This window comes from Enorma massiliensis phI, assembly GCF_000311845.1.
In the GTDB taxonomy this organism is placed as follows: domain Bacteria; phylum Actinomycetota; class Coriobacteriia; order Coriobacteriales; family Coriobacteriaceae; genus Enorma; species Enorma massiliensis.
This window is the reverse complement of the sequence record NZ_HE978575.1, coordinates 17846-38987: the sequence shown is the minus strand read 5'-3', so window position 1 is coordinate 38987 and position 21142 is coordinate 17846. Positions and strand designations below refer to the sequence as shown.

Genomic DNA, 21142 nt, shown 5'->3' with positions numbered 1-21142 from the left:
ACCCGCGATTCGCGCCGCATCGCAGCTCGCGCTATGCACTGCACCGCGATCCGCGAATCGCGCTGCGCTGCGATTCCAATCGGCACCAAATCAATGCCATGCGCAGCGCGCCTCGCACGACGCCAAGGTGCCCGCCTGCGGCGCAAGCGTCGGCGGCATCGCAACAGCACATATCGTGCCTCGCACGCGTGATCTTGCTACTCGGCGAAACGGTTCTTGTGATCCCAGCTATGGCGATACAGGTCATCGCTCACGAGGTAATCGTAGATGTCATCCACGATCTCGATACCGCCGGCGTCCTTAGTTGCCTGGATGCGCATCTGCGCACGCTGGCCGGGCCAATACACCTTATCGAAGCCCACGCCCGGCTTGACGGCGTTGAGCTCGTCGAGCACCTCGGACATGTGAGCGCGGAACTCGTCCGCCCCGCAGAAGTACTCAGGGTTGATCGCCACGTTGAGGTGGCCGAGACGACGGCCCTCGGAAAGATCGTGATACATGGAGGAGACATGCTTGCCCGCGGGCACGCCCAACAACACGCCGGAGAGAATGTCGACCATCATCATGAGGCCATAGCCCTTGGGACCGGCAATGGCAACCAGCGCGTTCACCTTGTGCGGATCGGTGACCGGGCTGCCGTCCTCGTCAACCGCCCAGCCCTCGGGAATGGAGCGGCCGGCGCTCTTGGCGTCGAGGATCTTCCCCCACGCCTGCACGGTCGTGGCCATATCGAAGCTCACGATGCGGTCATCGGCCGTAGGGGCCGCGAGCGCGATGGGGTTCGTGCCGTAGAACGGCTCGGCGCCACCATACGGGATGACCATCGGGTCGGACTGCGTGCAGGAAAGACCGATCATGCCCTGCTTGGCGGCCATCTCGGTGTAATAGCCGATCGCGCCGGTGTGCGAGACGTTCGCCACGCCCACGAAGCCGATGCCGTTCTCCTTGGCCATGTCGATGGCCTTCTGCATACCCTCGATCGCGAAGGGGTAACCGCAGCCGTTGTCAGCGTCGAGAATGCCCGAGCACGGTCCGGTCTGCGTCCACGTAACCTTGGGATCGATGGTCATGCCGCCCTTGGAGATGCGCTCGGTGTAGTACTCAACGCGCACCTCGCCATGGCTGTGCAGGCCGCGCTCGCTCGACCACGCGAGCACCTCTGCCATGTCGTCGGCATGGTTCTCATGCATGCCGGCGGCCATGAACTTCTTCTTCATGAGTTCTTTGAGTTCGTCACGAGTAACAAGCATGAAAGCCTCCTTACGTTACGCCCGTGCCCGCACATCGAGCACAGAGCTTGATACCTTGGCACAAGCGGGCGGACGACATGTCGTGTACGTCCGCCAGCTCAGGCGACGCAACGCGCGATACGCAATCAGGCAGTCCACTCGATTACTTCTCGAGCGCCTTTTTCCCGTAGAACACGTCGCGGTCAATACCGTCCTTCTCGCCCGCTGCCACCATCATGGCGCAGAACACATCGGAGTCCACATTCAGGATGGTGCGGATCGCACCGACTGGATACGTGAGGCCCGCGAAGATACCGATGCTCGAAAGCGGGAGCCCCAGCTGCGGGACGATCATCGTAAGAGACACGATGTCCGCACCCGGCGCCACAGCGTTTGCCAGCGAGAGCAGGGTCGAGATCACGGTAAGGAATACGAAGTCAAGCCCACCGAAGGTCATGCCGTAGATCTGCGCGATCGTAATGGCCGTCACCGCGAGGTGGATAGAAGCGCCGTTTGAGTTGAGCGGCATGCCAAGCGGAAGAACGAGGTCCGCGATATCCTCGCGAACGCCAATCTTGTTCTTGGCATCGTCCATCTCGACCGGCAGGGTCACTGCAGAGGATATGGTCGCGATCGCCATAAAGGACATGCGCCAGATGTGGCGGATGAGCACGGCAGGGCTGAGCGAACAGCGCACGCACACCACGATGATCCACAGCACGAGGAATGCGAACACCGTGCCTCCGAGCACCAGGAGGTACTTGAGGAGCGGAATCAACACCTCGGGGCCGAGCTGCCCCACCATCGACGACACATAGCAGAAGATGCCGATGGGCGCGATGGTCATGACGCCGCGAATAACGACGAGCAGAAGCTCGCCAAACTGCGCGATGAAATCGAACACGGGGCAAGGCTCGCCCTCATGGTTGCTGCGCCACCAGCTGATCGCCAGGCCGAGCGCGATGGAGAACACGATGCAAGGCACCATGGCACCCGCGCCCATCGATGAAACGATGTTGCTGCTGAAGAAGTTGGTAATCGTATCCTGAACCGTAACAGCGGTCGCACTGGAAGCATCGTACGTCGCCTCCTGGACCAGGGCCGCGTCGGCAAGGCCGGCACCCGGCTGGAAGATCGTCGCCGCGGCGACACCGCAAGAGGCGGCGAGGATCGATGACCCCGCGAACCACGCGATGCCCTTGACGCCGATACCGGAGAGATCGCGCGCGGTGAGGCCGCCCACCGCCTCGATGATGGTGCACATCACGAAGGGAACGATTCCCATCTGTACGAGCCTGAAGAAGACGTCACCGATGAATTGGATCTGTGAGAGGCTCTCCCCGCCAATAACGCCGACAATATATCCGGCGACCATGGCGACCACGATGGCGAGCGTTGCGTTGTACTTAAAGCGCTTAGGTGGGTTGACAGATTCGGTTGTCATAGAATCACATCCCCGGGGAAACCACTCTTCCCCACGTAGGCGGATGAAACACACCCGGAAGGCCAGGGGGACATCCCGGGCGGCTGCAGCCCGTAGGCATGCAGCGCAAGGCTTTTAGGTCCGAGTGGGGACCAACCTTGGTACACTCAAGGCACCGCGGGCAAAGCCCGCGATAAGCGGAGGGCGTCGCCAAGAGGAGACGTGTGCGCGGCGCCCTCGCTAGATACAGCAGCTACGCGCTAGGCAGCTTCCTGATACTCCTTTTTGCCATCGAATATGTCGTGGTCGATGCCGTCGGGACCAGCCACGAGCATGGCGGCGAACACGTCGCCGGTAACGTTCAGCGGCGTGCGGGTGGCACCGGTGGGGTACTCGAGACCGCCGAAGATGCCGATGGCCTCCATGGGCAGGCCGAGCGCCGGGATCATCATGGTGAGCGACACGAGCGAGGCGCCCGGGGTTGCCGCGTTCACGAACGAGATCATGGTGCAGATGAGCCAGCAGGTCAGGAAGTCAGAGGGGCCGAAGGCGATGCCATAGAGCTGGGCGATGCAGAGGGCATCCACGGTCATGTGGATGGCCACGCCGTTGGAGTTCAGCGGCACACCAAGGGGCAGGAGCACGTCGCAGACGTCCTCGCGGATGCCGATCTTCTTCTTGGCGTCCTCCATAGCGGTGGGGAGCGTCACGGCAGAAGAGATGGTGGTGAAGGCGGTCACGAGCGTGCGGACCAGCTTGCCGGCCAGCTTGACCGGGTTCACCCTGCAGTAAGCACCGCAGATGATGCAGTAGGCAACGAACATGATGACCATGCCGAGCGCCATCACGAGGAAGTACTTCGCCAGCGGAACCAGAACGGTCATGCCCACGGAGGCGACCATGGAGGAAACGTAGCAGAAGATGCCGATGGGAGCGATCGTCATGACGCCGCGGATGATGTTGAGCAGCAGGTCGGAGGTCTCGCTGATGATGTCATAGAGCTTGCACTCGTCGTGGGTCTGGCGCCAGAAGCTGATGACCAGGCCGAGGGCGACGGCGAAGATGATGATCTGGATCATGGAGCCGTTAGCAAGCGAAGCCACGATGTTGGTACCGAAGAACCCGGTGAGGGTGTCCTGGATGGTCATCATCTCAACAGCCTCGCCGTCGTAGCCGGCAGCTGCCATAACGGCATCGGTGCCAGCGCTGGCACCAGGCTGGAAGATGACGCCGAGGGCAATGCCGAGCGCAGCAGCGATACCCGAGGACACGATGAAGATGATGACGCCCTTGCCGGCAATACCGGAAAGCGTCTGCGGGGTAAGGCCACCCACGGACTTGACCACGGTGGCCAGCACGAAGACCGGGATGGACATCTGGATGAGGGCGAAGAAGATATCGCCGATGAACTGGAGCTGGGTCATGGGCTCGCCGACCACGAGACCGGCGATGACCGCAAGAGCCATAGAAATCAACATGAGGACGGTCAGGTCGATTTTCTTCTTAACTTCTGCCATTATGCCTTCCTTTCCAACAAAGCCGAGATAGCCCGGCTTACAACAAACAACAGAACGCCGCGCCGAAACCCAGGAGGCTGTCGGCCCCCGAGGTGTGCCCGAGCTCGAGCACTCGTGCCAGCGCATCGGGGAGCGCCTGCTCGTCCATCGCGCGCACTACAGCGAGCAGGTCGAGGTAGTCCTCGTTGGCGTACCCCTCCCCCATGGCCCGGTAATATGCCTCACTCACCGCGGTGGTTTTACCGGGAACCACACTTGATACCGTCTCGAAAAAGGCTTGTGCCATACTCGAAACGTCCCCGCAATACAGGAAACGAAGCGCCGTGCCAAAACCCATGAGCACGTCATCGCCCGACGGGGTGAGGCCGAGGCCTCTACCCACCAGGTATTCGACGGCTCCGTGCATAGCACGCTCCGCAGCCTCAACCTGCGCATCGCCGCAAGACCGTTCTCCCTTGTCAAGCACACGACGACACATGGCCGAGAACCGAGCGAGCTCGGACACGGCGCTCCGAGACCGATCCGGCCACGGCAGCCCGGTGCGGTCGGCAAGGCCGAGGGCACCGATCTCGCGCAGCAGGGCGGCATCGATATCGTTCGGGAACGCACCGGCAAGCTCGGGGACGCGCATGCAGCGCACCGGCGCGGCGGAGAGCTCGAGCTCACTCACCCGCGCACGGCTGTAGATGCGCAGAACCCCATCGCGAAAGACGGCGCGGTCCCCCTGCACCGCGGAACCCACGAGCGCGGGCATCTCCTCCGCGTCGACGTTCGCACCCAGGCAGGAGAGCGGCGCGTCGCTGCTCCCCAGATGCAGCAGCAGTCCGTCGAGCTCAACATTCAAGCTCGAAGAGAATACGCTGTGCACCGTTCCCGTCGCGTGCTGCGACAGGTGACCCAATGCGTAGTCGCTCACAGAGGTGATGCCCATGGCAACCTCGCCCTCTTACTCGATGCCGAGCTTGGCGCAGTACGCCTCGAGCGCCTTCTCGAAGCACGCGAGCGGCGCGCGCACCGTACCGGCGCCGACCTGGCCGATGCCCGCCTTCTTGTGGGCGATGCCGGTGTTGATGATCGGGGTGATGCCCGTGGCCACGACCTTGCGGATATCGATGCCGAGGCACGTACCCTTGAAGTCCCACGTGGGGATGGACCAGTTGGGATTGTGCTCGACGCAGATCTGCTCCATCTCGTTGGAGATGTTGAGCGCGTCCTCGAACCCGCCGGCACCAACGAAGCGGGTCACGCCGGGCGCCGCGACCATGGCCATGCCGCCCACGCCCACGGTCTCGGTAATGGAGGAGTCGCCGTTGTCGGGGCAACCATCCTCAGCCGTGAATCCGGTGAAGTACAGGCCCATGGGCGTGTTCACCGGAGCGCAGAACCACTCGTCGCCGAGGCCGGTCACGCGCACGCCGAACTCATAGCCGTTGCGGGTCATGGTCGAGACCACGCAACCCTCCTCGTCCTTGCGCACGTAGTCAACGATTGCCTTGCCCATGGCCATCATGATGTTCAGGAAGAATTGATCGGTGTCGGCCAGGAACTGGATCACGCGCTCCTTGGCGCCCTCGGAAGCATCCGTCTTCACGATGAGCGGCGCCAGCTCCTTGAGGAGATTCAGGGTCGCGGCCATGTTGCGCTGGTGGAACTCGTCGCCCTGGGTGATGGCGCGCGCAATGAGCACGTTGAGGTTGATGCCGCCATCGGAGAGTTTGAGCGCCTTGGAGAGCACGGGGCCGAGCTCGTCGGCCATCCAGTGCAGGCGGTCGACGACCTCCTGGCTGTACGCGCCGAAGCGCAGCACCTTGCCGATGCCCTCGTTCATGGTGCAGTAGGCGGTGGTGTCGTCCGCAAGGTTCACGACCTTGAGCACGGCCATGTTGGCGGAGGTGATGCCGCCCATGGGGCCTACGGCATGGCAGTGGTGGCAGGGGATGAACTCGACCTCGCCGGCCTCGAGCATCTTGACGGCCTCTTCCTCCGTCTCAGCCCAACCCTCGAAGAGCGCTGCGCCGATGCACGAACCGCGCATGGGGCCCTGCATGTTCTCCCAGGTGATCGGGGGGCCTGCATGCAGAAGCGTCTTCTTCTCGCGGTTGAGCTCGGGGATGACGTCCTTGGCCACCACGACGTCCACGAGCTGCGGCTGGCTCTCCTTGAAGCGCTGGCAGATGCGCTCGTTGGCCTCGTCGATGCCCTCGACCTTAGCGAGCTCGGTGAGCAGGTGAATCATCCGCTTGTTGCCGCCGGCCATGGGCTTCCAGGTGTACTGAACGCTCTTGGCACCATAGGCGCGAAGCGGGTCGTTGAAGCTCTCCACGCCCACGTTGATCACGCGCGGCTTGGTGGTGAGAAGCTCCATGACGGCCTCGCTCGGCTCGGGCAGAGGCGAGTCGTCCTTGACCTCATACGGAACGACCTCGCGGTCCTCCTCGGTGAACTCCACGCCCTTCATGGCAAGCGCGGCGCGGACGGCCATGGCGTTGGACTCCTCCATGATGGCGCCGGCGTCCTCGAGGATCTTGATGGAGCGCTCGTAGTCCTGCGGGTCGTGGCTCGTGCCCACGACGGTGCCCACGAAGTGCACCGTGCGACCCTCGGCCGCGGCGGCCGCCTTGCACTCGGCGATGACGGGCGCGAGCGCAGAGGCCATATCCGGATGGCAGCCGTAGCCCAGCACGCAGTCGAAGACGATGACGCCGGTGGTGTCCATAGCGGCGTAATCGCGCATCATCTTGATGCGGACGTCCGGGTCGATCATGGGATGCGGGCGGCCCTGGGTGTACACGTCGTCGCCAAGGTCGATCACGTCGTAGCCGCCATGGCGCAGCATGTAGCCATCCTCCTTGATGATCTCGCCGAGGTCGAGCGCCTCGGTGATCATCATGGCAGCCTCGCCAGCGAGGGTGCCGCCAGAGTACAGGCCGATCACGGTCTTGTCGGCGCCGAGCGGCTCGTCAACGGTAAGGTTGAGCGGCTCGAGATAGTTCTTCTTAACCTCGGCACCGTTCGCAAGGTCGACGGCGATGCGCGCGCACTCCTCAAGCGTGTGCGCGAGGTAGACCTTGCCCTGATGCGCCTCGGGCTTCTCGCCGATGAAGATGGCGACGACCGGCTTGGTGCACTTCTCCAGCAGGTCAACGACCTCATCACGCACGGCAGGCGCAGGCGGCTTGGAGATGACGCAGATGACGTCGGTGGGATCGTGGTGCTCGAGCGCCACGATGGCGTCCTTTACCGTCACCGCGCCGACCTTCTCGTTGAGGTCGCGGCCACCGGTGCCGATGGCGTGCACGCAACCGCCGCCCAAGCGGTCGATCATGCAGGTAACCTCCTGGATGCCCGTGCCGGAAGCGCCCACGATACCGATGTTGCCCGGGTTGATGACGTTGGTGAAGGCGATCGGCACGCTCGAGATAACGCCGGTGCCGCAGTCGGGACCCATGAAGAGCAGGCCCTTCTCGTGCGCCTTCTGCTTCAGGCGAACCTCGTCCTCAAGCGCAACGTTGTCGGTGAAGCTGAACACGTTGAGCCCCAGGTCGAGCGCGCGCTCAAGCTCGGGAGCAGCATACTCGCCAGGGATGGAGAAGAGCGCCATGTTGGCGTCGGGCAACTGCGCGATGGCCTCCTCCCAGCTGGTCGCCTCAGCGGGGCCGCCGGCGGCCTCCTTCTTGACCGAAAGGTCGGCAAGGAAGGCCTCGGTCTCAGCGAGCACGGTGTCCACCACGGCCTCGTCGTCGGTCTCGACGACGATGACCATGTCGCTCGGGTTCGCAGCCTTGGCCTCATCGGTAAGCAGGCCAGCGTTAAAGAAGATATCCTTGTTCGCGTCGGTGCCCATCATGATTTGGCTCTGGATGACACCGTCGAGGGTGTTAATCTTGTTGGTCAGCAGCATCAGGTTGATGGAGTCCTGATACGAATTTGGCTTGACCACAGTCTTGAGCATCGTCTCCTCCTTTTCTGCAACTTCCTGAAGGATCAGGGGCGACCGTCTTCCCGGGTGACGGCCCTCCCCTACACCCTCGCATTGAATCATCTGGGCTTTTTCTTTTCATTGGCGAGGAGGATAGGAAAACATCCGTTTCTTTATCCAGAGCGGAAATGACCTGCTGCAGCGTGTTCGTATACTGAAAGAGAGGCTGTGGAAAGAGGCTCCCCGTGATAGTGAGAGAGATCTTGCTGCTCCCATCGTTTGAAGGAGCGAGCATCATCGCCGGTAAGACCGGCATGGATAACGAGATCACCGGCGCCATGGTGCTCGAGGCAATCGATATCGAAAACTGGGGCAAACGCGGCCAGCTCATCATCTCGAGCTTCTACGCGCTGGAGCACCTCTCCGAAAGCGAGACGGTGATGTTCTTCCGCACCATGAGCTCCATCGGCATCGGCGCTCTGGTGTTCAAGCCGGAGCGCCTTATGGTTGAGGCCCCGGAGCGCATCATCGAGCTCTGCGACGATTTCGACCTGCCGCTCATCAAGCTCGCGCCGCAGGTTAAATACGAGTCCATTCTGCTCGACGTGCTAGGACATATCCTGGACTCAAACCTCACCCTGCTCAATCGCTTCTTCGACGTGCACAAGCACCTCATGGCGCTTGCGCTCAAGCAGCCGTCGATACCCTATATCTTGAGCCCGCTCAAAAACGCCCTGCATGCAGAGGTCACATACTTCGATACCGTGCGCGACCGCCGCACCGGCACCGAACAGGTACTCACCGAATTCACCGGCTATTCGTTTAACAGGCGCGAGCCCGAGGCCTACCAGACGCACGCCTACTTCGATGCGAAACTCTTCTACGACAAGGGGTTCGGCGCCTCGCACCAACCGCAGACCGTTCAGGCACTCGCCGTGCGCATACCCAGCTCTGATGGGGTGGACTACTACCTCATCATCCATAACGCCGACCGCGAGCTCACGCCGCTCGACACCATGACCGTCGAGAACATCGTGAGCCTGCTGCAGATGGAAATCTTGAAGCAGAACGCCATCAAGCAAAAGCTCTTCTACCAGAACAACAACACCGTGCACGACCTGCTACTCGATCGCTTCGGCTCGCACGAGCGCATAGACTCCGCGCTTGCGCTGCTCGGCATCGATCGGTACCCCTTGTACGAGGCGCTGCTCGTACGCACGCGCGTAGTCGACCCCATCGATGCCGACCGCATCGACGAGCTGCTGCAAGCCCTGCGTCGGAGCCTGCGGGCATCCTATCCAGGCATCGTGTACTTCGTGAACGGCGACCGCATCGTCTTTCTGCACAACGTGCGGAACGAAAACTCAGGCTTTTCCCTCGACACCGTGCGGAACGTTCTCGCCGACCTGCACAACTCTTCGATTCTCCCGCTCTTCACGCACCTCGCGGTGATCAGCTCGGCCACCGACCGATACTCGCTGCCAGCCATCAACAACGAGGTGATGAACGCATACCGGCTCTTCGATGAGACGCAGGGCGACTTTGAGGTTCGCTACGACGATCTGGGCCTATACAAGCTCTTACTGGGCGTGGACGACCCGTCGCAGCTCGACACGTATATTGACCCCCGCCTCAGCGCGCTGCATCAAGACGCCCCTGACCTGTTCCAGACGGTCGTGAGCCTCTGTGCGAACGGCATGAGCTATCCCAAGACCGCCGAGCAGCTGTACCTGCACCCCAAGACGGTGCGCTACCGCGTTGAGCGCGTGCGGAAGATCTACGGTGTTGACGTTCGCAATCCCGACGACTACCTGCAGGTTGTGCTGGCCGATAAGATCTACACGCTACGCAAGGATTCCTAGCGCCACGGAGCTGCCGCTCCAAGCGCAGCAAGTGGCCGGGGCGGCGCCCGCCGGAGCAGAGTCCTTTCGAGGGGTCACTCCTTTGGCACGCTACCCTTTGGCACGGCGCCCTTTCGGTTCGGCTTCCCTCCGGTGCGACGCCCCCAGCACGGCACTCCTGAGATTCAAGCGTTCCTTCGACACGGCGCCTCTTTGATTGAGAAAGGATAGGCTATGGCTTGCCCCGTTACCGTATATCGCCCGACCGCTTCAAACGATGCGCGGCGCATCGTGTTTTACCTTCACGGCGGTGGCCTGGTCTATGGGGAGCGCGACGATTTGCCCTCTCCCTATGTCCGGGCAATCACCGATGCGGGCTCCACGCTCGTGTGTGCCGACTACCCCCTTGCACCCGAGACCGCGCTGCCGGATATCGTCGACGCCCTCTACGAGACCTGGCGCACCGAGGTCGCAGAGCCCATCGAGCGCGGCGATTGCATCGACTATCTTCTTTTTGGGCGCTCGGCAGGCGCGTACCTCGCATTGCTTCTCGCACGCGAGATCAGGCTGCGCGGCCAAGACCTTCCGCAACCCGCTGGCATCATGAGCTTTTATGGCTACTACAACCTGGGCGAGCCTTGGGTCTCCGAGCCAGCAAGCGCCTATTTGGCTTTACCGGAGGTCTCCCTCGGCGAGGTGGAGCGCATCGTAGAGCGCGGTGGAGCTCCAACCTCGGGGCCCAAGGCGCTCCGGTACGCACTGTACGTCTATGCACGCCAGCATGAAGGGGCGTGGCTCGCCCTCATGGGGCTCAACGGGGCCACCCCCGAACGCTCCGTCTCGTCCTGGTCCCTCTCCGCCGAGGACCTCGCGGCGCTGCCGCCGCTCTTTATCGCAGCGAGCACCGGCGATGAAGACGTCCCCTATCGCGTGTCCAAGCAGCTTTCGCGCCAGGCGGCACACGCGCACATGAAGAGCGCCTATTACCTCCCTCATGATTTCGACCGAGATGTAACCAACCCCGCAGGCATGGAGGCATACCAGGCCGCGATCGCCTGGATGGATGCGCTCAACACCCAATAGCCCCAGCCGAGCGCCTGCTCCCGGCGACCGCTCATCGCAAAACTGCCCCAGCGCGCGCGATGCCACGTAAAAGTCCCGCCAAAGGATCGGATTTTTGGGTGCACGCGCAGTAGCCACCGAGAGGCCAACGCTTTGACCTGCGGCTCCCTTGAGCCCGCGGCGGGGTGTATCCGGCCCATCGATGAAATCCGATCCTTTGGCGGGACTTTTGCTCCAGGGCTGGCAGACCGCGGCGCTTCCCGCGGCGCAATCGGGCGAGCGGACCAGTCAATCGCTCACAAAAGTGCCGAGTGCGGCCAAATGGCCACACTCGGCAAGATAGTGAACGGTTTTGCTAAGTCGGACAGAGCAACTGAGCGGAGCGCAGCCGCCGCGTTCGCCTCGCCTAGTCCCACGCCTCGCGACCGCGGAGCGCCTTGAGGCCGATGTCGTGGCGGAGCGTCTTGCCCTCGAAATCAATCTTCTCGCAGGCAGCATAGGCCAAATCGCGAGCCGCCTCGAAGGTATCCCCAAGCGCCGTCACGGCCAGCACGCGGCCACCGCTCGTCACGAGCTCGCCCGTGTCGGTCACCGCGGTACCCGCATGGTAGACGGTCACCCCGTCCAGAGCATCGGCATCTTCAACGCCGGTGATAACCTTGCCTTTCTCGTAGCTGCCCGGATAGCCCGCGCTCGTGAGGACCACGGCCACGGCCCACTCATCGCGCCAAGACAACTCAACATCGTCCAAGCGCTGCTCGGCGCAGGCGAGCATGACATCTACCAGATCGTTCTTTAGGCGCGGCAGAATCACCTGCGTCTCCGGGTCGCCGAAGCGCGCGTTGAACTCGAGCACCTTGGGCCCTTCCGGCGTAAGCATGAACCCGCCGTAGAGGCAGCCGCGGTAGTCGATCCCCTCGGCAGCGAGCTCGGCCACGGTATCGGCCATGACCCGCTTCATGACGGCGAGCTCCTCGTCGGTCACGATGGGCACCGGGCTATACACGCCCATGCCGCCCGTGTTGGGACCACGGTCACCCTCAAGGGCGCGCTTATGGTCCTGGGCGGTAGCCATGGGCCGCACGGTCTTGCCGTCGGTGAAGGCCAGAAGCGAGCACTCGGGGCCGGTCAGGCACTCCTCGATGACCACGGTGGAACCCGCATCGCCGAAGGCTCCGGCAAAGCACTCGCGGACCGCCTCCTCGGCCTGCTCCTGCTCGGTAGCCACGACCACGCCCTTACCAGCTGCCAGACCATCTGCCTTCACCACGAGCGGGGCACCTTGCTCGCGAACATAGGCGAGCGCCGCCTCCTCGTCGGTAAAAGAGCCGTACGCTGCCGTGGGAATGCCGGCACGCTCCATGAGCTCCTTCGAAAAGCGCTTGGAGCCCTCCATCTGCGCACCCTCGGCGCCAGGCCCAAAGCACGCGATACCAGCCGCGCGCACGGCATCGGCAACACCGGCAACGAGCGGGGCCTCAGGACCGATCACCACGAGCCCGATGCCCTCCTCGCGGGCAAAGGCCGCCACCGCCTCCGGGTCGTCCTCGGCAAGCGCCACGTTCACACCCTCCTGCAGCGTGCCTCCGTTACCCGGCGCGATGTAGAGCGTTCCGCAGCGCGGAGACTCGGCAAGCTTCTTCGCGAGCGCATGCTCGCGGCCGCCGCTTCCCAAAAGCAGGATGTCGATGGTCTTGGTGGTCTCGGTCATAGTTCCTCCTTGTAACGGCGAGGCTTGGAGCATGTCAGCGGGGCGAATAAGCAAAATGGTCCATTTTGACCCCGTCCCAAAATGAACCCTGCCTCGCCCTTAGAACGACGGCGTTAGGTACTCGGCGATATCGTCGAGCTCGGGATTATGGAACTCCTCCGGGTACGCAAAGAGTCCCACGGCGCGAAGCCCCACGTGCGTGGCGATGGTCGGGCCAATGGTCCCCATGGTAAGGAAACGCAGCGAGGCGTCGGTCTTATCGAGCGCCCGATCCATGAATTCAAGCGCTTTATAGGCCTTGGTATGAAGCTTGTAGTACACAAGCGGGCCCATCTCGCGGGACTGCTCGGCCATGAGGTCCACGATGTAGCTCACTGCATTCTTCATGCCCTTGGCCTTGTGAAGCACCTCGATCGCGCCGGTCTCGGTAAGCGTTACCACGATCTTGAGGTTCAGAAGCGAGGTGGCCATACCTTGGAATTTGCTGGCGCGCCCGCCCTTCACCAGGTTTGCGAGCGAATCGGGGATGAAATAGATGCGGTGCGTGCGCCGCACGTTTGCAATGCGCTCGAGCGCCTCGTCGAGCGTGCCGCCGGCACGGGCGATACAAGCGGCCTCGAGCACCATTGCCCCTTGGCCAACCGTAGCGGAGCAGGAATCGAATGCTTCGATGCGAATGCTCCGCTGCTTCGCAACATGGGCCGCAGCGGCACGTGCGGTCTCGTAGGTACCCGAAAGCGCCGCGGAGAGGTGGATGGAGAGAATCTCTGTATAGCCCTCGTCGGCAAGGGCGTTGTACGCGTCGAGGAAATCTGCCGGCGCCGGCTGCGAAGTGATAGGCAGGTTCTCCGCCGCCTCGAGTTTATCGAGGAACTCCTCGATCTTGATATCAACCCCGTCAGCATACTCCGTCGTCCCGAAAGCGACGTGCAGCGGCACCACGCGCAGCTCGTACTTCTCCACCAATGCAGCAGGCAGGTCGGCGGCACTATCCAAAACGATGGCGAACTTGTTCACGGTCCCTCCCCCGGCGACCACATTCGTGTTTTCAAGCGCTCGCGACGCGGCGCTCCTACTTCCAGGAACGGTTGATGGTCTGCTCGCGGTCGGGGCCAACCGACACGAACGCAACCTCGGCATGGGCAAGCTCCTCGATGCGCGCAACGTAATCACGCGCCTCCTGCGGCAGCTCGTCAAAGGAGCGGCATGCCGTGATGTCGCACTTCCAGCCGGGCAGCTCCTCATAAACCGGCACGGCGTTGGCAAACGCCGCCTCGTGCTCCGGCACCGTGGTGTAGCGCTCGCCATCGCAGTCGTAGGCAACGCAGACTTTGATGGTATCGAACGCGGAAAGCACATCGAGCTTGGTGAGCGCGATATGGGTGAGCCCGTTCACGCGAGCCGAGTAGTTGGCGATCACGCCGTCGAACCAGCCACAGCGACGACGGCGGCCGGTGGTCACGCCGTACTCGTACCCCTCCTCGGTGAGGGTGTGGCCGGCATCGGTTTCGTATGCCAGCTCGGTGGGCATGGGGCCAGAACCCACGCGGGTGATGTAGGCCTTCATGATGCCGAGCACGCGCTCGATGTTGCCGGGGCCCACGCCAGAACCGGTCACGGCGCCACCAGCGGTGCAGTTAGACGATGTAACGTACGGATAAGTGCCGTGGTCGATATCGAGCAGCGTCGCCTGAGCGCCCTCGAAGAGCACCGACTTGCCCTCCTCGATAAGATCGTTGAGCAGGCGGGAGCTCTCGCAGATATACGGGCGCAGGCGCTCGGCCATGGGAAGATACTCATCGCAGATCTGGTCTACCGTGTAGGTGGGCAGGCCGAAGATCTTCTCCAGCTGCGGGTTCACGCGGTCAAGGACGCGTGCGAGCTTGTCGCGGAAGGTAGCCTCGTCGAGCATGTCCTGCATGCGCAGGCCAATGCGCGCCATCTTGTCCTGATAGCACGGGCCAATGCCGCGCTTCGTGGTGCCGATGTTATGAGACCCGAGGAGCTCCTCGTAGGCGCCGTCGAGGTCCATGTGGTAGGGCATGATGACGTGCGCGTTGCCCGAGACCTTGAGGTTGGCCGTGGAGATGCCATCGGCCTCGAACATATCGATCTCTTCGAGCAGCACCTTGGGGTTGACCACGCAGCCATTACCGATCACCGAGATGCACTCCGGATACATGATGCCCGAGGGAACCTGGTGCAGGCCGTACTTGCGATCACCCACCACGATGGTGTGACCCGCGTTGTTGCCGCCCTGATACCGCACGACGCAGTCGAAGTCCCGAGCGATCAGGTCGCAGATCTTGCCCTTGCCCTCATCGCCCCACTGGGTTCCAACCAGCACTGTCGAGCTCATGAATTACTCCTCACCGATTAGGCTACTCAACCCGTACCGCGTCGAGCGCCCTCGCACCCAGCCCGCTCGCCAGCCCATAGGCCAACGCAGGAGCCTGGCGCACTATACAACAGGCACTATTATATCCACCGGAACAGGCGTTCAGGCTAGCCCTCGCCATGTATCCCATCAAGCTCATAGAACTTCGTGGATGCGGGCACGAACGCCAGGTCCACATCGCCGATAGGGCCGGAACGGTTCTTCGCCACGATGACGCGCGTCACGCCCTCGTCCGGGCGGTCGTCGCGCGACGCCTCCTGCTCGTCGGCCGAGCGGTCGAGGAACATGACGATGTCGGCGTCCTGCTCGATTGAGCCCGATTCGCGCAGGTCAGAAAGCTGGGGGCGCTTCCCGGTACGGCTCTCGACCGCACGGGAGAGCTGCGAGAGCGAGATGACGGGCACTCCGAGGTCCTTCGCCATAATCTTGAGGGCACGGCTCATCTCCGAGACCTCGACCGCGCGGTTCTCGGCACGACGGCCCGCCGGTGGGCTCACCAGCTGCAGATAGTCGAGGATGATGACAGCCCGCTCCTTGTTGTGGAGCATGCGGCGCGCCTTGGCGCGAATCTCGGTGATGGTGGTGCCCGGCGTATCGTCGATAAGGATATCGAGCTTCGAAAGCTCCTGCGTGGCCTCGTTGATGTTCGCCCATTGCTCGGGCGAGATGCGGCCCGTGCGAAAATCTGAGATGGAGAGCGCTGCGTGCGCGCAGATAAGGCGCTGTGCGATTTCCTTTCCGCTCATCTCGAGGGAGAAGAAGCCCACGGTGCAGCCGTCGGCAGCCGCATTGAGCGCAAGGTTGAGGGCGAAGGACGTCTTACCAACGGCGGGACGGGCGCCCAAGATGATGAGCTGGCCCTCGCGCATGCCGAGCAGCAAGCGATCGAGGCTCGGAAAACCGGTGGCAACGCCGTGTGCCTGCCCGCCGGCCGCCGCAATCTCGGCCGCCTCGTTGTAGGCCTCGATCATGAAGTCCGTAAGAGAACGATACGCGCTCGATACCTCGCGATCCGTAATCTTGAGCACGAGGCTCTCGGCTTGGTCGACAGCCTCTTTCGCATCGAGCGGCGCATCGTAGGCAAGCTCGCTGATCTGTCCGGCGGCTTTGATGAGCTCTCGGAGGAGCGAGTCGCGACGCACGATCTCGGCATGGTGCTGCCAGTTGGCAAGCGAGATGGTGTTGCCCACGAGCTCGAGAATGTACGCCTCGCCGCCCACCGCAGACAGCTTATCTTCAGAAGCGAGGAAGTCCACCACCGAAATGGAATCGATGGGAATGGCCCGCTCGTTCATGGAAACCATCGCAACGAAGAGCTCGCGGTGCGCAGGGCGATAGAAGTCGTCGATCCGGAGCTCGGAGATGGCATCGTCCACCACGTCTGGCGAAAGCAGCATGGCGGAGAGCACGTTGGCCTCGGCCTCGGTGTTATTGGGAAGGCCTTGATGGGCCCCACGGTCTACGGCAAGGGGGGCGTAATCATTCGGCGACACGCTCATGCCTTTCTCGAACACGAGGCGGCGTGCAAAACGCCGCCCAGCAGATAACGTACGAGCACCCATGGTAGAGTATTCCGCTGCCGAGCAGAGGGCTCGTTCCCCTGCTCTCTGCACCTTTTTCTTTCCACATCCAGATGTGGATAACCCCGCCCCGGCTTTCAGCGGGAATACCAGTTTTCAACGTTTTCCACAATTCGACAGGCCCATCATACCGAGTTTTCAACAGCTATACTCTTTACCTGCTGTTATTCACTTCTTACTGTCTTTTTGCGGTTTTATTACACACAGATATTTGTACATTTAGTGAACATACAGGTAACTGGTGTTGTTTTATACATTGCGCAGGATAACCACCGTACGCGGTACCGTCTGCTCTTGATAAAGGGTTGTGAAAAACTTGCTATCGAATCTGGCTCATATTGAGTTTTCAACCGTTGACCTGTTGATTTCTTACTCTCTCGATTTGTCAAGAGAAACTATCAACCTTTTCTTGAATGTTGAATGTTTGCGCACGTGAGTTTTAGGACCCGCCCGGACCATCCGAGCTCCGCGCGAACGGCGGCTTTGCGGGCGCTCGAACCGGTGAATCCGCAGCCGCCAAGATGCGCGCCTCCGATTCGCCCGGCTCACCGCCTCGTGGCATAACGCAAAACGCCCGCCGCCGAGATTCCCCGGCAGCGGGCGTGGTGAGCGCTGTTGCTGTAGCGTCTGCTACTCAGCAGCTTCCTCGGTAGCCTCCTCAACCACCTCGGCCTCGGCCTCAGCCTCGGTCTCGGCAGTCTCGGACTCCGCGGCGAGCTCCTCGGCGGTCACGCCAACGAGCACGACGACCTCGGCACGAATCTCGCGGTAGAGCGAGATGGCCACAGTGTGGGCGCCGGCAACCTTGATGGGCTTGCCGAGCTCAACGCGCTTGCGGTCAATCTCGACGCCGAGCTGGTCCTTGACGGCGTCGGCAACCATGGCGGCGGTAACCGAACCGAAGAGGATGCCCTCGTCGCCGACCTTGACGTCAACAGTAACCTGCTTGCCGTCGAGGTTCGCCTTGAGCGCGTTGGCGTCAGCAAGACGCTTCTCCTCGCGCTTGGCGATGTTGTTGCGGCGCTGCTCGAGCTGCTTCAGCTCGCCCTTCGTCGCCGCAACGGCGAGCTTCTTCGGGAAAAGGTAGTTCTCGGCGTAGCCCTGAGCGACGTCTACGATGTCGCCCTCGCCACCCTTGCCCTTGATCTCACCAAGAAGAATGACTTTCATGAGATCTCCTATCCTGCGCGTCGCACGCGCGACGCATTTCTTACGTGTGTGCCTCGTTGTGCGAACCATCCCGCGGAAGCTTGCGGAAGTTGGCCCACACATCGATGAGGCCGATGATGCTCACAACGAACATCACCTCAAGCCAAGTTGCAACCATGATGACGGCGAACCGCCCGAAGCACCCTATGCGCCAGCGGCCGAGCAATCCCAAGATCACGCCAAGACCTTGGATCAAGAAGATGATCCTTACCGCCAAAAAGAGCGTGACGGAGACGGTCCGGAGTACCTGCGACTCGGGCACAGCGGCAAATGAGGCGCCCATCCCTAGGACAGAGAGGGCCAGCACCCCAACCGCCCAGAGCGGCGCGTCGAAGAGACTGATCTGCGGGACCCGAAGGCGCTGCCCCGGCGCAGGCATCTCGCCCCACGAGGCCGGACGCTGGACCGAGCCAAGGAACGACCCGAATCCGGCGACGAGCGCATCGAGAGCGGCAGAGAGCACGTACACCATCGGCCAGATGACCGAAATCAGGGGCTCAATCGAGACGAGCGCAAGCTCAGCCTCGACGCCGCGACCAACCGAAGCGCGGGCAACCTCCATAAGCATCGCCGACGTCACCTCGGCAAGGTTCGTGCCAGCGTTGAAGGCGGTGAAGCCATCGACTGCCATGCACAACGCGATAGCCGCGGTGACCACAAGCGATACCTCGGTAACGCCCGCACGCCTCTTCCACATGAGCGCGGAGATGGCTGCCGCGATACCAACGAGCGGAACTGCGAACAGCACGTTGGAAACACCATCGAGCACCATCCACGCAACGAGGACGGCACCCGAGATGCCCAAGCCCGCAACCAAGCCCTTCGCACCGAAGCGCTCAGACTGGGTCCTGAGACCCATCGCAAGGCACGCTACCCCGAGCATGGGGTACCGCGCCATCACGGCCACGGACAGCCCGATCCCTACGAACCACAGCCATCCTCCGCTTGGTCGCGAAGCGCGCTGCCGGGCGGGAACGATCTCGGTCCCATCTGATCCGGCTGCGCTATGCTGCCCGTCGAACATCATCATGAACGAGCAAACGGCCTGCTAGTCGCGGTTGCGGCCACCGCGGGAGGAAACCACGGGGACAGCGTACGGCAGAAGAGCCATCTCGCGGGCGCGCTTGATCGCGTTCGCGATGTCATGCTGGTGCTGCGTGCAAGCGCCAGTGACGCGGCGCGGCTTGATCTTGCCGCGGTCGGTCATGTACTTGCGAAGGAGCTGAGTATCCTTGTAGTCGATGTACTCAGTGTGCTCCTTGCAGAACTGGCAGTACTTACGACGCGGCTGACGTGTTGAATAATCATTAGCCATGTCAAAATACCTTTCGTTTGGCGCGTCCGGCATAGCCGGAGCGCACTCGTGCAAACCAGGCGTCTACGCCTCTAGAACGGAATATCCTCGTCGTAGATATCCGCCGTCGGCGGAGCCTGGACAGGCGCCTGCGGGCGCGCCTGGGGCTGCTGGGCATAGCCTCCGCGCGGGGCCTGGGGTGCGTTGGAATACCCTCCGTCACCCTGCTGGGAGCCCCTGCTCATGAACTCGATTTCATCGACGATGACCTCGAGCTTGCTGCGGCGCTGGCCGTCACGCTCCCAAGAGCTGTAACGCAACTTCCCCTCAATCGCGACCTTGGAGCCTTTGCTGAGGTAGCGGCTCACCGCCTCCGCGCGCGCACCGAACATGGTGCAGTCCACGAAGTTGGGATAGTCTTCCCACTCGCCGGACTGGGGATTGCGCCTGCGATCGTTCACCGCGACACCGAACGAGAGCACCTGGGTGCCGCCGCTCGTCATGCGAAGCTCCGGATCGCGGGTGAGGTTGCCGGAAATGTTAACTCGGTTAATGCTCATGCGTGCTCACTACCTCTCACGTACGGGCAGCGCGCCGAGCCGGCACGCACCCGCTGGGCGCATCGCGCCCCTTCCATAGGCGATTTACTCCTGGTCGTCACGGCGCACGATCATGTGGCGCTCCACCGCATCGGTAATGCGGAGAACGCGATCGAGCTCGGCGATCGACGCGGGATCTGCATGGAAGTTGATGAGGGTGTAGTCACCTTCGGTGAGATCGTTGATCTCGTAGGCGAGCTTGCGCTTGCCCCACTCGTCAACGTTGTCAACCTTGCCGTTACCGGCAGCAATCGTCACGTCGATACGCTTCATAACAGCAGCGCGAGTCTCGACATCAAGAGACGGGTTGACGAAGAACAGCAGTTCATAAGCCTTCATGTGGTCACCTCCTCTGGACATAAGGCTCCGGGTCGTGAAGGTGCGCCCGGAGCAGGAAAGGACTCAGCTACTATAGCCGCTTCCTGCCGAAATCTCAAGAAGTCCGTGCTACACCCTCATGAGCTCCACATACACCCCGCGCCCGCTGCACAGCCGCCGGAAGCGACGGCGAAGGTCGCCGGAGGCCGCGCGGCACAGGGGCCGAGCTGGCGGGGCGAACGGTGCCCGCCCATCCATGCAAGCCAAGGTTCTCACGCGCATCTGAACAAACGCTGGCCGCATTCGTTCAATATGCAGAACATGCACTGAGGCCCGACTCACAGGCGCACCGTTTTCCCAGCTAGACACACTTAATCCATGCACCACACGCCGCAGCGAGCGCTCGCGCGGCACGGCAAAGTCCATTGTTTTCCCAAAAGTAATGTGCGACCCGCATGGATGACGAACGGCGTGCGGTCTCGATTTGAGCTTTGCCCTTGCTGCGGGCACGGACCTCGATGGGGACCGGACCTCGATTGAACCCGAGCCTCAATCTGAAGTGGCTAGCCCTCGTGCGGAACCCCGTCGGGCAAGAGGTCGGTCGAGAGCCCCCAGCGCCCCACGTCGAAGCGGCGAAACCACATTCCCGCTGCATGCGTCGCCACAAGTTGCATCGCGACCGAAAGCGCCGAGCCGATGAACGAGAAAGCCGTAGACAGCAGGAACCCGCCCAAGGCATTCGTCGGGCCGAGCGTGAACAGGTGGCGCAGAAGATGCTCAGAATTAAAGACGAAGTAAAGTGCGCCATCATAGAACTCGAAATACGAGATACCCACCGATGCGATGGCACCCATAACCGCCGCAGAAGCCCACGAATACATGAGCCCCGCTGCGCACCCAATGGCGGAAACCCCCACCAGCCTCATGAAGCCACCCGGGTCGCAAACGACCATCTGGGCCAAGCGGTCGAGCCGCCATCCAGCGGCGAAGCCATCGTAGATGGTGCCGCGCAGCATAGCCGCGATGATGAACGCACCGATGA

At 62.2% G+C, this 21142-nt stretch carries 16 protein-coding genes and 1 pseudogene; 2 read left to right on the top strand and 15 right to left on the bottom strand.

All coding sequences use genetic code 11. From position 1 onward, the window contains the following. Positions 1-197: 197 nt before the first annotated feature. From allD to HGEM_RS10035, 5 genes are all read right to left on the bottom strand, one after another. Positions 198-1250, bottom strand: coding sequence for an ureidoglycolate dehydrogenase (gene allD / locus HGEM_RS06925; RefSeq protein WP_019128700.1), 1053 nt, complete (start codon positions 1248-1250; stop codon positions 198-200). Between the two features lie 142 nt (positions 1251-1392). After that, positions 1393-2673 (bottom strand): dicarboxylate/amino acid:cation symporter, encoded by a 1281-nt coding sequence (locus HGEM_RS06920; RefSeq protein WP_019128699.1) that lies wholly within the window; start codon positions 2671-2673, stop codon positions 1393-1395. A gap of 239 nt (positions 2674-2912) precedes the next feature. Then, positions 2913-4169, bottom strand: a complete 1257-nt coding sequence (locus HGEM_RS06915; protein WP_019128698.1) for a dicarboxylate/amino acid:cation symporter — start codon at positions 4167-4169, stop codon at positions 2913-2915. Positions 4170-4206: 37 nt separating this feature from the next. Beyond that, positions 4207-5100, bottom strand: a complete 894-nt coding sequence (locus HGEM_RS06910) for an oxamate carbamoyltransferase subunit AllH family protein (RefSeq protein ID WP_019128697.1) — start codon at positions 5098-5100, stop codon at positions 4207-4209. 15 nt (positions 5101-5115) lie between these two features. Then, positions 5116-8121, bottom strand: a complete 3006-nt coding sequence (locus HGEM_RS10035) for a bifunctional FdrA/YlbE family protein (RefSeq protein ID WP_019128696.1) — start codon at positions 8119-8121, stop codon at positions 5116-5118. Positions 8122-8333: 212 nt separating this feature from the next. Here HGEM_RS10035 and HGEM_RS06900 point away from each other — a divergent pair, with 212 nt between their 5' ends. Both HGEM_RS06900 and HGEM_RS06895 read left to right on the top strand, forming a co-directional pair. After that, complete coding sequence (locus HGEM_RS06900; RefSeq protein WP_019128695.1) at positions 8334-9950, top strand: PucR family transcriptional regulator; 1617 nt, start codon at positions 8334-8336, stop codon at positions 9948-9950. A 213-nt stretch (positions 9951-10163) separates the two neighbouring features. Then, positions 10164-11012 carry an alpha/beta hydrolase gene (locus tag HGEM_RS06895; protein WP_019128694.1) on the top strand — a complete coding sequence of 283 codons (849 nt, stop codon included), beginning with the start codon at positions 10164-10166 and terminating at the stop codon, positions 11010-11012. 385 nt (positions 11013-11397) lie between these two features. On the opposite strand, the gene purD is transcribed toward HGEM_RS06895, so the two are convergent. The 10 genes and pseudogenes from purD to HGEM_RS10360 form a co-directional block, all read right to left on the bottom strand. Beyond that, positions 11398-12702, bottom strand: coding sequence for a phosphoribosylamine--glycine ligase (gene purD, locus HGEM_RS06890; RefSeq protein ID WP_019128693.1), 1305 nt, complete (start codon positions 12700-12702; stop codon positions 11398-11400). A 99-nt stretch (positions 12703-12801) separates the two neighbouring features. Continuing rightward, positions 12802-13719, bottom strand: a complete 918-nt coding sequence (locus HGEM_RS06885; RefSeq protein ID WP_019128692.1) for a DegV family protein — start codon at positions 13717-13719, stop codon at positions 12802-12804. A 55-nt stretch (positions 13720-13774) separates the two neighbouring features. Then, positions 13775-15061 carry an adenylosuccinate synthase gene (locus HGEM_RS06880; RefSeq protein WP_019128691.1) on the bottom strand — a complete coding sequence of 429 codons (1287 nt, stop codon included), beginning with the start codon at positions 15059-15061 and terminating at the stop codon, positions 13775-13777. Positions 15062-15207: 146 nt separating this feature from the next. Further along, positions 15208-16599: a replicative DNA helicase gene (gene dnaB, locus HGEM_RS06875; protein ID WP_019128690.1), complete on the bottom strand. Its 1392-nt coding sequence runs from the start codon at positions 16597-16599 to the stop codon at positions 15208-15210. 711 nt (positions 16600-17310) lie between these two features. Next, positions 17311-17850, bottom strand: coding sequence for a 50S ribosomal protein L9 (rplI, locus tag HGEM_RS06870; RefSeq protein WP_019128689.1), 540 nt, complete (start codon positions 17848-17850; stop codon positions 17311-17313). Between the two features lie 40 nt (positions 17851-17890). Beyond that, positions 17891-18919, bottom strand: coding sequence for a hypothetical protein (locus HGEM_RS06865; RefSeq protein WP_022349316.1), 1029 nt, complete (start codon positions 18917-18919; stop codon positions 17891-17893). An 18-nt stretch (positions 18920-18937) separates the two neighbouring features. After that, positions 18938-19204 carry a 30S ribosomal protein S18 gene (gene rpsR / locus HGEM_RS06860; protein WP_019128687.1) on the bottom strand — a complete coding sequence of 89 codons (267 nt, stop codon included), beginning with the start codon at positions 19202-19204 and terminating at the stop codon, positions 18938-18940. 71 nt (positions 19205-19275) lie between these two features. Then, positions 19276-19743: a single-stranded DNA-binding protein gene (locus HGEM_RS06855; protein ID WP_019128686.1), complete on the bottom strand. Its 468-nt coding sequence runs from the start codon at positions 19741-19743 to the stop codon at positions 19276-19278. 84 nt (positions 19744-19827) lie between these two features. Continuing rightward, positions 19828-20121, bottom strand: coding sequence for a 30S ribosomal protein S6 (gene rpsF / locus HGEM_RS06850; protein ID WP_019128685.1), 294 nt, complete (start codon positions 20119-20121; stop codon positions 19828-19830). Positions 20122-20663: 542 nt separating this feature from the next. Further along, a pseudogene (locus HGEM_RS10360) lies at positions 20664-21142 on the bottom strand (DUF4013 domain-containing protein); the annotation flags it as partial.